At 62.3% G+C, this 14,589-nt stretch carries 10 protein-coding genes; 6 read left to right on the top strand and 4 right to left on the bottom strand.

What is annotated here, in order from left to right; all coding sequences use genetic code 11:
* Positions 1 to 218 precede the first annotated feature (218 nt).
* Positions 219 to 3,050, top strand: a complete 2,832-nt coding sequence (locus F2982_RS05455; RefSeq protein ID WP_203429496.1) for a DUF1217 domain-containing protein — start codon at positions 219 to 221, stop codon at positions 3,048 to 3,050.
* Here F2982_RS05455 and F2982_RS05450 read toward each other — a convergent pair.
* The 3 genes from F2982_RS05450 to F2982_RS05440 all read right to left on the bottom strand — a co-directional run bounded on the left by F2982_RS05450 (position 3,047) and on the right by F2982_RS05440 (position 6,154).
* Complete coding sequence (locus tag F2982_RS05450; RefSeq protein ID WP_203429495.1) at positions 3,047 to 4,477, bottom strand: FAD-binding oxidoreductase; 1,431 nt, start codon at positions 4,475 to 4,477, stop codon at positions 3,047 to 3,049. The genes F2982_RS05455 and F2982_RS05450 overlap by 4 nt on opposite strands.
* Before the next feature lie 19 nt (positions 4,478 to 4,496).
* Positions 4,497 to 5,471: an L-threonylcarbamoyladenylate synthase gene (locus tag F2982_RS05445; RefSeq protein WP_203429494.1), complete on the bottom strand. Its 975-nt coding sequence runs from the start codon at positions 5,469 to 5,471 to the stop codon at positions 4,497 to 4,499.
* 77 nt (positions 5,472 to 5,548) lie between these two features.
* Entirely contained in the window at positions 5,549 to 6,154 is a 606-nt protein-coding gene (locus F2982_RS05440; protein ID WP_112712987.1) for a DUF6656 family protein, read from the bottom strand.
* A gap of 401 nt (positions 6,155 to 6,555) precedes the next feature.
* Between F2982_RS05440 and F2982_RS05435 the strand changes: the two genes are divergently transcribed.
* Positions 6,556 to 7,800, top strand: coding sequence for an aromatic ring-hydroxylating dioxygenase subunit alpha (locus F2982_RS05435; protein WP_203429493.1), 1,245 nt, complete (start codon positions 6,556 to 6,558; stop codon positions 7,798 to 7,800).
* 161 nt (positions 7,801 to 7,961) lie between these two features.
* Complete coding sequence (locus F2982_RS05430) at positions 7,962 to 8,411, top strand: BA14K family protein (protein WP_112712983.1); 450 nt, start codon at positions 7,962 to 7,964, stop codon at positions 8,409 to 8,411.
* A gap of 53 nt (positions 8,412 to 8,464) precedes the next feature.
* Here the strand turns inward: F2982_RS05430 and F2982_RS05425 are convergent, their stop codons facing one another.
* The gene (locus tag F2982_RS05425; RefSeq protein WP_130278947.1) at positions 8,465 to 9,460 is read right to left on the bottom strand and encodes a transporter; all 996 of its coding nucleotides are present in this window, start codon (positions 9,458 to 9,460) and stop codon (positions 8,465 to 8,467) included.
* Between the two features lie 216 nt (positions 9,461 to 9,676).
* On the opposite strand from F2982_RS05425, the gene F2982_RS05420 reads away from it, so the two are divergent.
* From F2982_RS05420 to F2982_RS05410, 3 genes are all read left to right on the top strand, one after another.
* Positions 9,677 to 11,455: an acyl-CoA dehydrogenase gene (locus F2982_RS05420; protein ID WP_203429492.1), complete on the top strand. Its 1,779-nt coding sequence runs from the start codon at positions 9,677 to 9,679 to the stop codon at positions 11,453 to 11,455.
* A gap of 7 nt (positions 11,456 to 11,462) precedes the next feature.
* Complete coding sequence (locus F2982_RS05415) at positions 11,463 to 12,215, top strand: crotonase/enoyl-CoA hydratase family protein (protein WP_203429491.1); 753 nt, start codon at positions 11,463 to 11,465, stop codon at positions 12,213 to 12,215.
* A 214-nt stretch (positions 12,216 to 12,429) separates the two neighbouring features.
* Positions 12,430 to 14,499, top strand: coding sequence for a methyl-accepting chemotaxis protein (locus tag F2982_RS05410; protein ID WP_203429490.1), 2,070 nt, complete (start codon positions 12,430 to 12,432; stop codon positions 14,497 to 14,499).
* Positions 14,500 to 14,589: the final 90 nt, after the last annotated feature.

The following is a 14,589-nucleotide window of genomic DNA, read 5'->3' as shown; positions in this document are numbered from 1 at the left end:
TCCGGACCGCTTAAAATTTGCGGTTAAGAAAACGCTGCCTTTCCTGATGGTTATCAAAATCGAATGTGGCAGGGTTTCTGGAATATGAACGTTGTCTCACAAGCACATGTGCCATTCCGGCACCCGCAGCGGTAAGCCTCGGGTAAGCTTTAAGTGGCAAAATCGGCACAGGATATCCTGTTATTCTTTTAGATATTTTCCCGCAAAGGGTCGCCCGGATGATTTCATCTTCTGTTGCTTACGCGATGTTGTCGAAAGACATGAAGACGAGCCTCGATCGCGTCTCGTCCCAGGCGACCGTCAAGCAGAATGCCGACTATTACGCGGAAAATATCAATAAAGTCAAAGATGTAGACGATTTCCTCGGCAACTATAAGCTCTATAGCTATGCGATGACGGCTTATGGCCTTAGCGACATGACCTATGCCAAGGCCTTCATGAAGAAGGTGCTGGAAAGCGATCTGACCGATCCGAACAGCTTTGCCAACAAGCTCGCCGATTCCCGCTACAAGACATTCGCCGCCGCCTATAATTTTCACACGCCGGCCCCGCAGGCTCAGACATCGGCGCAGGAGGACGACACGATCGGCCTCTACACGTCGTCCTACGAGGATAGCGGGCAGGATACGGCCGCGGAATCCAACTATTTCAAGTCCGCGATGCGCGATGTCGACAATGTCACCGACCTCGTCGCCGATCCGCGCCTCAAGGCTTTCGTGCTGACGACCTTCGGCATCGACGGCACCTATGTGTCGAGCAGCTTCCTGAAGAGCGTTCTGACCAGCGACGTCAACGACCCCAACAGCTTCGTGAATACGCAGGCCAATGCCAAATATCAGGACATGGCCAAGTATTTCAATTTTGCCGCCGATGGCACGACCGGCGGCACGCCGCCGCAGCCGCCGCAGAGCGCGGCGCAGCAGGCCGATCTCGTCGATCGCGCCAATGCCAACGGCAAGGACTATTTCGCTTCGACGATCGGCACCGTCGCCAATGTCGACGACCTCCTGTCCGACCAGAAGCTGAACAACTTCGTCCGCGTCGTCTATAATGTCAGCAACACCGTTTCCGACGCCGACCTCAAGACCTACCTGACAGATCCGGCGACGGCAGCCTCGAGCGGCTACAAGACGCTGAACTCCGCCTTCGGCTTCAATGCCGACGGCAGTGTCAGCGGCAGCGCGCAGACCGCCGACCAGACCGCCGCCACGACCGCGCGCTTCGACCAGTCGACGGCCTATTACAAGCGGATCATGGAAACCGTCACCGGCGCCGACGATATCGTCGCCGATCCCGCGCTGTCGTCCTACGTCAAGATCGCCTTCGGCGTGCCGCTGACCATGTCGGATGACGACGTCACGAAGATGCTGACCGACCCTACCTTCGCGGCGTCCGTCGGCGCCCCGGATGCCCCGTCGGATTTCAATTTCAACGCCGATGGCTCGATGGTGGGCTCGGCTCAGACGACCGACCAGAAGAACGGCATCATCGAGAAATACACGCTGAATTCGCTGCAGAAGGTGGTCGACTACGACGACGTGCCGGGCGAGCCCGACGACGTCTATTACGTCACGCCGGCGGCGGCCGATTTCAACAAGGCCTATTTCGAAAAGACCATCAAGACGATTACCAGCGTCGATCAGCTGATGGCCGATGACCGCCTGACCTCTTATATCAAGGCCGCCTACAGCCTTGGAAAGCATGGTTACGGCAGCGGTCTCGTCGACGGCCTCGATAATACCGGCTTGCGCCAGGTGCTCGTCAATGGCGGTCTCGCGACGCAGCTTGGCCTGAAGGATCTTCACGATGCCTTCAATTTCAATGCGGATGGAACGGTCACGTCGCCCGATGGCGCCCAGAGCACAGCCAATACCGCGCAGGTCTCGAAGCAGTATATGGCACGCTACGACGATGAGGCGAAGGACTTCATCGACGATATCACCTCCAACTATAAGAAGTTGATCACCTCGAGCGTCGGCACAGGCACATTCTCGGATATCAAGGATATCAACGACTTCCTGCGCGACAACAAGCAGATCGACTTCGACAAGAAGAACGATGACCTGCCGGACCTCTACCATGTCGCGCTGCAGGCCTACGGCCTGACGGAAGCCGACCTTCCGAAGTCGATGGCCCGCAAGGTGCTGACAAGCGATGCCTATGATCCGAAGGGCTATGTCGCCTCGCTGAAGGACGATCGCATCACCAATTTCGCCCGCGCCTTCAACTTCGGCGCTGACGGCAAGATCGGCCCCTCCCTGGCGCCGCTGTCAGACGCTTCGATGGCCAAGTACGCCACGAACTACAAGTCGCATGCGACCATGTACATGGCCGACGGTCCGCTCAAGGACAAGGCATCCAAGGATGCCACGACCGATGTCGACAACTTCGCCAAGGGCATGGCCGATGTGAAGTCGCTTGACGACTTCCTCGGCAACAGCAAGCTCACCGACTTCATCCTGAAGTCCGTCGGCCTCGATCCGAAGGACTACGACAAGGATACGCTGAAGAAGATCTTCACCTCGGATCCCGAGGACAAGAAGAGCTATCTGAACACCAAGGCCGACAGCAAGTTCAAGGACATCGTCGCCGACTTCAACTTCGACAAGGACGGCAACATGACCCGGTCGAAGCTCGGCACGGTTCAGGACGCGGGCGCGCTCGACCGCACCCAGTCGGCCTATGTCGCGCAGCAGCTGGAAACCCAGCAGGGTCAGAGCAACGACGGCACCCGCCTGGCGCTCTACTTTGCGCGTCAGGCTCCCAACATCACCTCGCTCTACACGATCCTTGGCGACAAGGCGCTGTTCCAGGTCGTCCAGACGGCCTTCAGCCTGCCGACACAGATGTCCAGCATGGATGTCGACAAGCAAGTGTCGATGCTGCAGAAATTCATCGATCTCAAGGATCTCGGCGATCCCACGAAGGTCGACAAGCTCGTCAAGCGCTTCACGGCGATGTACGACATCCAGAACAGCACGACGCAGGCGCCGGCCCTTCAGATCCTGACGAACGGCGGAACGACCAAGGCGGCCGGCATTCTCGGCTAATCGAGGCTGATCACCTTGCCGGGGTTCATGATCGCGGCCGGGTCGAAGGCACGCTTGATGCGATGCATCAGATCCATCTCGATCTCAGAGCGGATCGAAGCGAGCTCGTCGCGCTTCAGCTGACCGATGCCATGCTCGGCCGAAATAGAGCCGCCATGGGCACGCACCAGACCGTGAACGATCTTGTTCATCTCGCGCCAGCGGCCGATGAAGGCTGCCTTGTCGGCGCCGACAGGCTGCGAAATGTTATAGTGGATGTTGCCGTCGCCCATGTGGCCGAAGGCGCAGATGCGTGCGCCCGGCATCGCCGCCATCACCGCTTCGGCTGCTTCCGCCATGAAATGCGGAATGCGCGAGACCGGCACCGAAACGTCGTGCTTGATCGAGCCGCCTTCCGGCTTCTGCGCATCCGACATGCTCTCGCGCATGTGCCACAGCGCCTGCTGCTGGGCGACAGAGGCGGCGATGGTGGCGTCCTGCACCAGCCCTTCCTCGAAGCCTTTCTCCAGGAGCGCATTCATCATCCGCTCGGCGGTCTCGGCTGAATCCGAGGTCGAGATGTCGATCAACACATACCAGGGATGCGGGCTCTCCAGCGGATCGCGCACGCCCTCGATATGCTTGCTGGTGATCTCGACGCCGAAGCGCGGCATCAGCTCGAAACCGGTCAGCGATGTGCCGCAGAGGCTGCCCGCCAGATTGAAGAAGGCCAACGCATCTTCAGGGCTCTTCAGCCCGGCAAAGGCCACCTGCCTGCCGAGCGGCTGCGGAAAGAGCTTCAACACGGCGCCGGTGATGATCCCGAGCGTGCCCTCGGCGCCGATGAAGAGGTCGCGCAGGTCATAGCCCGTATTGTCCTTCTTCAGGCGGCGCAGGCCGTCCCAGATTTCGCCGGTCGGCAGCACCACTTCGAGGCCGAGGCAGAGCTGACGCATGTTGCCATAGGCAAGCACGGCGGTGCCGCCCGCATTGGTGGAGAGATTGCCGCCGATGCGGCATGAGCCTTCCGAGCCGAGCGACAGCGGAAAGAGCCTGCCATGCGCTTCTGCCGCCTTCTGCACCTCAGCCAGAATCGCGCCGCCATCGGCAACCAGAATATTGGCGACCGGATCGACGTCGCGGATCCTGTTCATCCGCTCGAGCGAAATGATGATGTCGGACTTGCCCTCGCGCGGCGTCTGCCCGCCGACGAGCCCGGTATTGCCGGTCTGCGGCACGACGGCCGTGCCGGTCTCGCTCGCAAGCTTCATGATCGCCGAGACTTCCTCGACATTGCCGGGTTTCAGGAGGAGAGGGGAGGAGCCGTGATAGAGGCCGCGGTTCTCGATCAGGTGCGGCGCCAGGTCGGCTTCGCTGCGCAGCGCATGTTTCTCGCCGACAATGGCGGTAAAGCGGTCGAGCAGTTCGGCAGAAACGGCAGCACTCATTGGCCCTGATCCTTGTTCGTCATTCGCGCGGGGCGGCGGCCCGCCTCAGCCGGTCATTGATCGCTTCGCCCAGCCCCTCGTCGGGGATCGGCGCAAAGGCGATCGTCGCCGCGCCACTGGCGTCGGCCTTCTTCATATAGTCGAAAAGATTGGCAGCGGCCTCGGCAAGGTCGCCTGCCAGGCTGAGGTTCAGCCGGATCGCCGCCTTCTCCATGCCCTCGATGTCGCGCGGCCCGAACAGGATCGCCGCCTCGCCTGCAGCGATCGTGCTGGCGTCCAGGCGCACGGCGGCGCCCGGCGCATAGTGCGAGGCCAGCATGCCCGGTGCCTCGATGGCGGCGGATGCCTTCTTCTGGCGGCGCAGCCGCTTGCCGGCGACGCGCTCGATTTCGGCAGCGGCGAGACCGCCCGGGCGAAGCAGCGTCAGCTCGCCATTCTCGACCTTCACGATCGTCGACTCGACGCCGACCTTGCTGGCGCCGGCATCAAGGATCAGCCGGATCTTGCCGCCGAGGTCGTCATCGACATGCGCGGCGCTCGTGGCGCTGATCTTGCCCGAGGTATTGGCGCTCGGCGCGGCCAGCGGGCGGTCGAAGGCGCGGATCAGGTCACCTGCAAAACCCTTAGGAATGCGGATGCCGACAGTATCGAGGCCGGCAGTCGCCAGCGCATGGATCCCGCTTTCGGGCTTCAGCGGCAGCACCAGCGTCAGCGGACCCGGCCAGAAAGCCTGGGCGAGCGCCCGCGACAGCGGATCGAACACCGCGTAACGCTCGGCCATGGCAAGATCGGCCATATGGCAGATCAGCGGATTGAACTGCGGCCGTCCCTTGGTCTCGTAGATGCGTGTGATGGCGGCCGGGTTGGTGGCGTCGGCGGCAAGGCCGTAGACCGTTTCCGTCGGGATCGCGACAGGATGACCATCGCCGAGAACGGCCGAGGCAGCGCTCAGCGCTTCCTCTCTATGTTCTGCAATGTCGATGATCCGTGCCATGGGCCGCCTTTGATGTCAGGCAGTCCATAGGCCCTTGAGCGTCTGCGATCAATATCAGAGCTGGCGAATGATCCCGATCAGAGTTGACGAATGATCTCGCGCAGCTGCTCGTTGCGTGCGCCGAGCAGCAGCACGTTCTTGATTGCCACCTGCGGATCGTCGGTCCGGAACAGCACGCCGTTGCCGCGCACCGTGCGGTCGATCGTCATCTTCTCCGCGGTATGTTCGCCCGGCTTGATCGCCACGGCGAAATACATGCGCGAATACTGCATGTTGATCTTGTGGAAGAAATTGTCGTTATCGCCGATATCGGCGTAGAAATTGGCGATGTAGAAGGCCCAGCTGACCTCCTCGTAGCGGGCGAATTTCGTCCGCGACGCCGTCACATGGCAATAGCCGAGATGCGGGCTGTCGGCCAGCGTGCGGTGAAACACCATCTTCGGAAACTGGATCGCCCGGTGGAAGCCGTTGATCTGCTGATGCGCCTGGGTACCGGCCGATTGCAGCTTGCGGCCGGTCTTTTCGGCGACTTCCTGATGCGAGAGATAGCGGCGCTCTTCGGCCAGCCAGTGTGCTCGCTCCCGGGTGATCTTCCCGGTGCGCAGAAATTCGGAATGGGGCGCCGCTGGCGGCTCCTCCGGTTTGGTCTCGTCCCTGACGTCGAAATAGCGAAGTTTCGCCATGGCGCGTATTCCGTAAGCGTTTGTCCCTTGGCCCAAGAATAGGAGTTCATGCTTAATGTGCTCTTAAGGCCGCAAGCCGCGCCAACCCCTGAAAACTTGCAGTACCCCGGTGTCGTATTTGGGATAATGTCGGGGGAAGGCAAGCGGAGCACGGGTCTGCGCCGTGGCTTTCGCAATGTCGCAATCGAAGGAAAAGAGTGGAAAATCCGTCAGGGCCTCGATTTTCGCAGCCACGCGTCATCCTGTCGTCAATTTCGAAGCCGATGTCGCTTTACAACCAAGACCCGGGGAAGCCCGGTGCTTAAATGCCCCCATGACCAATGCTCCCGAGAGGGAGGGAAGCCAGACGCTTCCGAAAGCCATGCCTTTGATGGCTGAGCCGATTGCACGAGGATATGCAAATGGACATTCGCAGCAACGTTTTGCGGCAGCTCAAAAACCGGCGCGAAGGCTTCAGCCTTGAGCAGCCCTTCTATATCGACGAGGACTACTTCAAGCTCGATATGGAAATGATCTACTACCGCGACTGGCTCTTTATGGGCCACGATTGCGAACTGCCGAAGGCGGGCGCCTATTTCACCGTGCAGATCGGCCAGTATCCTGTCGTCATCGTCCGCGGCCGCGACAATGTCATCCGCGCCTTCCACAATTCCTGCCGCCACCGCGGCTCGCGCGTCTGCACCAAGGAGCACGGCTCGTCGGTCCGTCTCGTCTGTCCCTATCACCAGTGGGCCTACGACCTCGACGGCAAGCTCGCCTTCGCCCGCCACATGGGCGACGATTTCGACAAGAGCGGCTTCGGCCTGAAGCCGGTCCATTGCGAAAGCTTCGGCGGCTACATCTTCATCTGCCTTGCCGACAAGGCGCCGGACTTCCAGCCGGTTCGCGACATGGTCGCTCCCTACATGCTGCCGCATCGCCTGGCCGAAGGTAAGATCGCCTTCCAGAGCACGATCATCGAAAAGGGCAACTGGAAGCTTGTCTGGGAAAACAATCGCGAGTGCTATCACTGCGCCGCAAACCACCCGGAACTCTGCCGCACCTATCCGGAAGCCCCGAGCGTCACCGGCACCGATGGCGGCGCCGACGATCCGGAGATCGCCGGCCACTGGGCGCGCTGCGAGGCCGCCGGCCTGCCGAGCAAGTTCCAGATCTCGCCGGACGGCCAGTTCCGCGCCGCCCGCATGCCGCTGATCGAGGATGCCGAGAGCTACACCATGTCCGGCCGCCCGGCCGTCAAGCGCAAGCTGTCGGAAGACGTCACCATCGACCGGATCGGCACCATGTTGCTCTTCCACTACCCGACGACCTGGAACCACCTGCTCGGCGACCACGCGATCTCCTTCCGCGTCATCCCGCTCAGCGCCAACGAGACGGCCGTCACCACCAAGTGGATCGTTCACAAGGATGCCGTCGAAGGCGTCGACTACGATCTCGAAGAGCTGACGCATGTCTGGACCGAGACCAATGATCAGGACCGCCGCATCGTCGAAGAGAATGCCTTCGGCATCCATTCGCCGGCCTACGAGCCCGGTCCCTACTCGATGCTCCACGAGGGCGGCGTCATGCAGTTCCTCGAGTGGTACACCAACTTCATGGTCAACCGCCTGCAGGGCGACCAGGCGAAGCTTTCCGTCGTCGCCTGACATTCGCGTGATCTGACGAGCGCCGATGCCCCGGTTAATCTCCGGTTCATCGGCGCTTTCGTAACTTCAACCCGTGCTTGAAGAAAACGCCAGTTGGAACAATTTCCACCCTCGCGCGTTTGCTGGCAGGCAAATTCTGCTCTTGGGATTGGAGAACTACGATGATTGGCCTCAGTAAGAAGATTTCGGCCGCTGTCCTGTCCGCCGCCGTTGTCCTGACGAGCTTCCTGCCTTCCGAAGCGATGCCGCTGCCGGCAGCGCCACAGGTCGCGCCGCAGGAGCAGGCTTCGAATGTTCAGGATGTCCAGTATCGCCGCTATTACGGCCGTCCGGGCTGGTATGGCGGTTATCGCGGCTATCCGTACTATCGCCGTGGCTACCGTCACTATAACGGCTACTGGTATCCGCTGGCTGCCTTCGGCGCCGGTGCGATCATCGGTGGCGCTATCGCCTCGCAGCCGCGCTACTACGCTCCGCCGCCGGCCTATGCGCCGCGCCTGACGGCCGCGCATGTCCGCTGGTGCGAAAATCGCTACCGTTCGTATCGCGTCTACGACAACACCTTCCAGCCCTATGGCGGCCCGCGTCAGCAGTGCTATTCGCCCTACTGATATCGAGCGATCGGAATAACAAGAGCCCGGCAGAGATGCCGGGCTTTTTGCTGTCAGAGAATGTTGACCCGCTTCAGGAGCCACCAGGCAAACAGGATCGAGGCGAGGATCAGCGCCACCGCATACTCCGTGCCGCCGGTGCCCTGCGCGAAGGGCAGGTTGGCGGTGTTCATGCCGAAGAAGCCGGTCACCAGCGTCGGCGGCAGCAGGAAGGCGGTCATGATCGACAGGATGTAGAGATGCCGGTTGGTCTCCGAGGAGAGCTTCGAGTCGATTTCTTCGTGCAGCAGGCGGGCGCGCTCCTGCAGGGCGTAGATGTCGTGATCGACCGCTTCCAGCCGGCTCGTCAGCCGCCCGGCAATGTCCTCGAAGCCGAAGGGCATCTCGTCCTCGTCGGAGGCGGAGGCCCGGCGCATCAGCGTCAGCACGTTTCTCAGGTGCCGGTGGAGACGCACGATCGTCCGGCGCACCGGCGCCAGCCGCCGCCGCTCGTCGCGCGGCGTGTTGTCGTAGACGAAATCCTCGATCAGATTGAGCTCGTCTGTCAGGTCCATGACGACGGAGATCAGCGTGCGCTGGAACTCGATGACCAGGAGCTCGAAGATATCCGCCGGATGATCGAACTTCGCCGGGTTCTTCTCGATCATGATCCGGGCGCGATCGACGCTGCGCAGCGGCTGAAGCCGGGTGGTGATGATGAACTTGCCCGAGATCGCGAAATGCAGCCAGCCGAGATCGGCGGTGTCCTGGTCGAATTCGCGCTGGCAGTCGACCAGCGTTCCATAGAGCATCTGCTCATCGACGGTGAGCGCCGCATGCGTATCGCGCGTCGTCAGCGCCGCCCGTGCATCCTCGTTCAGCCCGGTAAGCTGCTCCAGCAGCGCCGGCACGCGGGCATCGACGAGATTGAGATGCAGCCAGTAGAAACCGTCCTGCGCGGTGAGCTCGGCCGCCTGCGCGCTGTTTTCCAGCCGGATCGCCGTCTTTGATCCTGCCGGAAATCGATAGGCCCAGATCAAGCCGGGAATATTGGCGGGCAATGTATCCATCGGCGGGGGATCCTCTTCGACGCAGGCATTCTCTTTTTGGCAATCCGCTCTAGAGATTCTCCATGACACCAGTTTGTGCAAGGGCTCGAATAAACTTGAGCCGGGACATCATGGCGCAGATCCGAAAACAAAATTGACGTTTACGTAAAAATCAATTAGCTCTGGCAGCGGAGGATGGCCTATGCCGCGGGCAGGGCCGAGATGCGAGGAGACAAGATGTACAAGGCGCCCGTCGAGGATATCGCTTTCACCCTGAAGCATGTCGCTGGTCTGAAGGATGCGCTGGATAGCGGCATCTTCGGCGATCTCGGCGAAGACCTCGTCGATGCGATCCTCAACGAAGCCGGCCGTTTCGCAACCGAAGAAGTCGCCCCGCTCGCCGAGATCGGCGACAGGCAGGGCTCCCGCCTGATCGATGGCGAGGTGAAGACCCCCGATGGCTGGGCGAAGCTTTATCAGGAATGGATCGCCGGCGGCTGGAACAGCCTGACCGGGCCGGAAGAATTCGGCGGGCAGGGGCTGCCCGTCCTGCTCAATGTCGCCGCCCTCGAAATGTGGAATTCCGGCGCCACGGCCTTCGCGCTCTGCCCGACGCTGACGATGGGCGCCGTCGAGGCGCTCAGCGCCCATGGCTCTTCTGAACTACAGCAGACCTACCTGCCGAAGCTGGTCTCCGGCGAATGGACCGGCACGATGAACTTGACCGAGCCGCACGCCGGTTCGGATGTCGGAGCGCTGAAGAGCCGCGCCGAACGCCGCGATGACGGCACCTACCGCATCTTCGGCCAGAAGATCTTCATCACCTGGGGCGAACACGACGCCACCGACAACATCATCCACCTCGTCCTCGCCCGCCTGCCGGATGCGCCGGCCGGAACGCGCGGCATCTCGCTCTTCCTCGTCCCGAAATTCCTGGTGAACGCCGATGGTTCGCTCGGCGCCCGCAACGATGTCTTCGTCCACTCGCTCGAACACAAGATGGGCATCCACGGCTCGCCGACCTGCACGATGATCTATGGCGACGGCAAGTTCGGCGATGAGAAGGGCGCGATCGGCTGGCTGATCGGCGAGGAGAACAAGGGCCTCAACTGCATGTTCACGATGATGAACAATGCCCGCCTGACGGTCGGCATGCAGGGCGTGGCGATCGCCGAGGCGGCGACCCAGAAGGCCATCGCCTTCGCGAAAGAACGCACCCAGGGCAAGGCGCCCGGCTGGACCGGCTCCGGCATGAGCCCGATTATCGAGCATCCCGATGTCATCAGGATGCTGCTGACGATGAAGGCACTGACGCAGGGTGCGCGCGCCATTTCCTATTCCTGCGCCCACGCCATCGACATGTCGCATCAGGGGAGCGGCGATAGCAGGCACTGGCAGGAGCGCGCCGCCCTGCTGACCCCGATCGCCAAGTCCTTCGCGACCGACGCTGGCGTCGACGTCGCCTCGCTCGGCATCCAGGTTCATGGCGGCATGGGCTTTATCGAGGAAACCGGTGCCGCCCGCTTCCTGCGCGACGCCCGTATCGCCCCGATCTACGAGGGCACCAACGGCATCCAGGCGATCGACCTCGTCACCCGCAAGCTGCCGCTCTCGAATGGCGAGCATGTCAAAGGCTTCATCGCCGAGCTCTCTGCCATCGCCGACGCCGTGCGGGGCTCGAACCTCGCTTCCTTCGGCGAAACCGCCGCCCGCCTCGATGCCGCAATCGCCGACCTGACGGAAGCCACCGATTGGCTTATGAAGGCACAGGCCGATGGCAGGATCGCCGAAGCGCTCTCGGGTGCCACGCCCTACCAGCGCCTGTTCGGCCTGGTTCTGACGAGCGGCTATCTCGCCAAGGGCGGCCTCGCCAAGACCGGCGACGGCGCTGAAGAGGGCCGCATCGCGCTCTGCCGCTTCGCCGCCGAAAACCTGCTTTCCGAAACCGCTGCCCTGAAGGACCGCACCGTCAATGGTGCCGCGAGCCTTGCCGCAGCCCGCGCCATCCTGGCCTGAGGACATCATGACCGGTCACATCATCGTCGAGCAGTCCGCCGAGCATCCCGGCGTCCAGATCATCCGCTTCAACCGCCCGGAAAAGAAGAACGCCATCACCCGCGCCATGTATGTGCGGATGACGGAAGCGCTGAAGGCCGCCGATGCCGATGAGGCGATCCGCGCCACCGCCTTTCTCGGCACCGAAGGCGCATTCTCTGCGGGCAACGACATCGCCGATTTCCTCGCCGCCGCCATGGGCGGCAGTCTCGGCCACGAGCTCCTCGATTTCCTCTATGCGCTGGTCAACTCCCGCAAGCCGCTGGTCTCCGGCGTCGATGGCCTGGCGATCGGCATCGGCACGACGATGCATATGCATTGCGACCTGACCATCGCCTCCCTCCGCAGCCAGTTCCGCACCCCCTTCGTCGATCTGGCGCTGGTTCCGGAAGCCGCCTCCAGCCTGCTTGCGCCCCGCATCATGGGCCATCAACGCGCCTTCGCGATGCTGGCTGCAGGCGAGGATTTCTCGGCGGCCGACGCGCGCGATGCCGGATTGATCTGGAAGGTCTGCGCCCCGGGCGAGGTCGAACATCTGACGCTGGCAACCGCCGCCAAGCTCGCCGCCAAGCCTGCTTCCGCATTGCGGATCGCCCGCGATCTGGTCCGCGGCCCGCGTGAAGAGATTATTGCACGTATAGATGAAGAAGCGCGCCACTTCACCGCACAGTTGAAAAGCGATGAAGCAAGAAAAGCCTTCGAAGCCTTCATGCGGCGCTAATATAAAAACATAGGGTTTTAGCTAAATTTTAAGCGTGTTTTAATTCGAGCCTACTAATCAAAGGGTGACGAATTGCCCATTCGTCCGGGCGCATGACGCGCTTTGCTGAGCTTTGCCCAACCCCATTCGCCCGATCCGCGTTGCCGCGCAGTCCATCCGCGCAAACGAGACGGTGGAATACTTCGAAAGAACGCACTTGAAGAAGACGAATTTGATGACGCGCATCCTCGTCGCCGCGTCAGCCGTGGTTCTGGCGGCCTTCGCCGCCTTTTCCTATTACATCAACTCCGTTCAGCGCGACGTGACGACGGCTTCGATCGAGGCCAACATCCAGTCGTCGGGCGAGCAGGCTGCCCACAGCCTCGCCAACTGGATGAACGGCCGCGTGACGCTGACCGCCATGGTCGCCAACGCCATCGGCCGCGCAGCCGATCAGGCCGGCACGCTCAACGTCCTGCAGAACGATATCCTCACCAACCAGTTCGTCAGCACCTATTTCGGCGATGAGCAAGGCGTCTTCACCATGTGGCCGAAGCTGCCGATGCCCGATGGCTACGACCCGCGCAAGCGCCCGTGGTACCAGGATGCCGTCAAGGCCAATGCCAGCGTCATGACCGAGCCCTATGTCGATGCCTCCAGCGGCGACCTGATCATCAGCGCGGCCGTTCCGGTCCAGCGCGATGGCAAGCTCGCCGGCGTCGTCGGCAGCGACTTCTCGCTCGAAACCATGGTCAAGATGATCAAGGAGATCGATCTCGGCGGCCAGGGCACGGCCTTCCTCGTCAACAAGAGCGGCCAGATCCTCATCCACCCCGATGCCAAGCTCGTCACCAAGACGCTCGCCGATGCCTTCCCGGCGCAAACGCCGAAGATCGGCTCCGGCCTCGTCGCGTCGGAATTCGGCGGCAAGCCGGTTCTCGTCAGCTTCATGCCGGTCACCGGTCTGCCGACCGTCGAATGGTATCTTGCCTTCGTCGTCGATAGCGACAAGGCTTTCGCTTCGCTGAACGAGTTCCGCATCGCCGCCACCATCGCAACGCTTCTCGCCGTCGGCCTGATGATCGCTGCCATGGCCTGGCTGCTGCACGGCCTCGTCGTCCAGCCGGTCACCGCCATGACCGCCGCGATGCAGAAGCTCGCCGCCGGTGACTTCTCGGTCGCCATTCCGGGCGAGGAGCGCCGCGACCAGATCGGTTCGATGGCCGAAGCCGTCGCGGTCTTCAAGGCCAACGCGATCGACCGCCAGCGTCTGGAAGGCGAGGCCGAAGAGGGCCGTTCGCTGACCGAGCGTGAGCGCCAGGACCGCGAACAGCAGAAGGCCCGCGAAGCTGCCGAAATCCGCACTGCCGTCGATGCCCTTGGCGGCGCTCTCGGCGCGCTCTCGGACGGCAATCTCGCTCACCGCATCGAGACGCCCTTCGCCGCTCATCTCGACCGCCTGCGCAACGACTACAACAGCGCTGTCGGCAAGCTGCATGGCGCTCTCCAGACGGTCGGCAGCAATGCCAATGCGATCGACGCCGGTGCCGCCGAAATCCGCACCGCCGCCGATGGTCTTGCCCGTCGCACCGAGCAGCAGGCAGCCTCTGTCGAGGAAACCGCCGCTGCGCTCGAGGAGATCACCACGACCGTCAAGGACACGGCCCGCCGTGCCGAGGAAGCCGGCAATCTGGTTGATCGCACCCGCAACGGTGCCGAGCAGTCCGGCGAGATCGTCCGCAAGGCCGTCGATGCCATGACCGGCATCGAGCACTCCTCGGAGCAGATCTCCAGCATCATCAGCGTCATCGACGACATCGCCTTCCAGACCAACCTGCTTGCTCTCAATGCAGGCGTCGAGGCAGCCCGTGCCGGTGAAGCCGGCAAGGGCTTCGCCGTCGTCGCCCAGGAAGTCCGCGAGCTCGCCCAGCGTTCTGCAAAGGCCGCCAAGGAGATCGAGGCGCTGATCACCGCATCGAACGCCCAGGTTCGCTCCGGCGTGACGCTGGTCGGCGAAACCGGCAAGTCGCTGGAAGCGATCGTCGCGCAGGTCCAGGAGATCAGCCGCCACGTCGGCGCGATCGTTACCGCCACCCGCGAACAGTCGACCGGTCTCCACGAGATCAACACGGCCGTCAACACCATGGACCAGGGCACGCAGCAGAACGCCGCCATGGTCGAGGAGCAGACGGCTGCCAGCCACGGTCTTGCGGCGGAAGCCGCCAAGCTGATGCAGCTGCTCTCGCAGTTCAACCTCGGCACCGGCCACGGCGCCTCCTCTTCGGCTCACCGCCGCGTCGCCTGATACGGTCTGTCCCTGAATTGAAGATGCCCGCGGAGACGCGGGCATTTTTGTTTGCATAGATAGATAGGTATTTGCCTAACTATTATTGAC

Origin of the sequence: Rhizobium sp. BG4, from assembly GCF_016864575.1 — a bacterium.
Classification (GTDB): Bacteria; Pseudomonadota; Alphaproteobacteria; order Rhizobiales; family Rhizobiaceae; genus Rhizobium.
Note: the sequence above shows the minus strand (reverse complement) of the source record. Positions and strands in the feature narration are given on the sequence as shown.

Coding starts and splice junctions, on each gene's coding strand:
- F2982_RS05455 (WP_203429496.1), top strand. CDS start 219: ATGATTTCATCTTCTGTTGCTTACGCGATGTTGTCGAAAGACATGAAG.
- F2982_RS05450 (WP_203429495.1), bottom strand. CDS start 4,477: ATGAGTGCTGCCGTTTCTGCCGAACTGCTCGACCGCTTTACCGCCATT.
- F2982_RS05445 (WP_203429494.1), bottom strand. CDS start 5,471: ATGGCACGGATCATCGACATTGCAGAACATAGAGAGGAAGCGCTGAGC.
- F2982_RS05440 (WP_112712987.1), bottom strand. CDS start 6,154: ATGGCGAAACTTCGCTATTTCGACGTCAGGGACGAGACCAAACCGGAG.
- F2982_RS05435 (WP_203429493.1), top strand. CDS start 6,556: ATGGACATTCGCAGCAACGTTTTGCGGCAGCTCAAAAACCGGCGCGAA.
- F2982_RS05430 (WP_112712983.1), top strand. CDS start 7,962: ATGATTGGCCTCAGTAAGAAGATTTCGGCCGCTGTCCTGTCCGCCGCC.
- F2982_RS05425 (WP_130278947.1), bottom strand. CDS start 9,460: ATGGATACATTGCCCGCCAATATTCCCGGCTTGATCTGGGCCTATCGA.
- F2982_RS05420 (WP_203429492.1), top strand. CDS start 9,677: ATGTACAAGGCGCCCGTCGAGGATATCGCTTTCACCCTGAAGCATGTC.
- F2982_RS05415 (WP_203429491.1), top strand. CDS start 11,463: ATGACCGGTCACATCATCGTCGAGCAGTCCGCCGAGCATCCCGGCGTC.
- F2982_RS05410 (WP_203429490.1), top strand. CDS start 12,430: ATGACGCGCATCCTCGTCGCCGCGTCAGCCGTGGTTCTGGCGGCCTTC.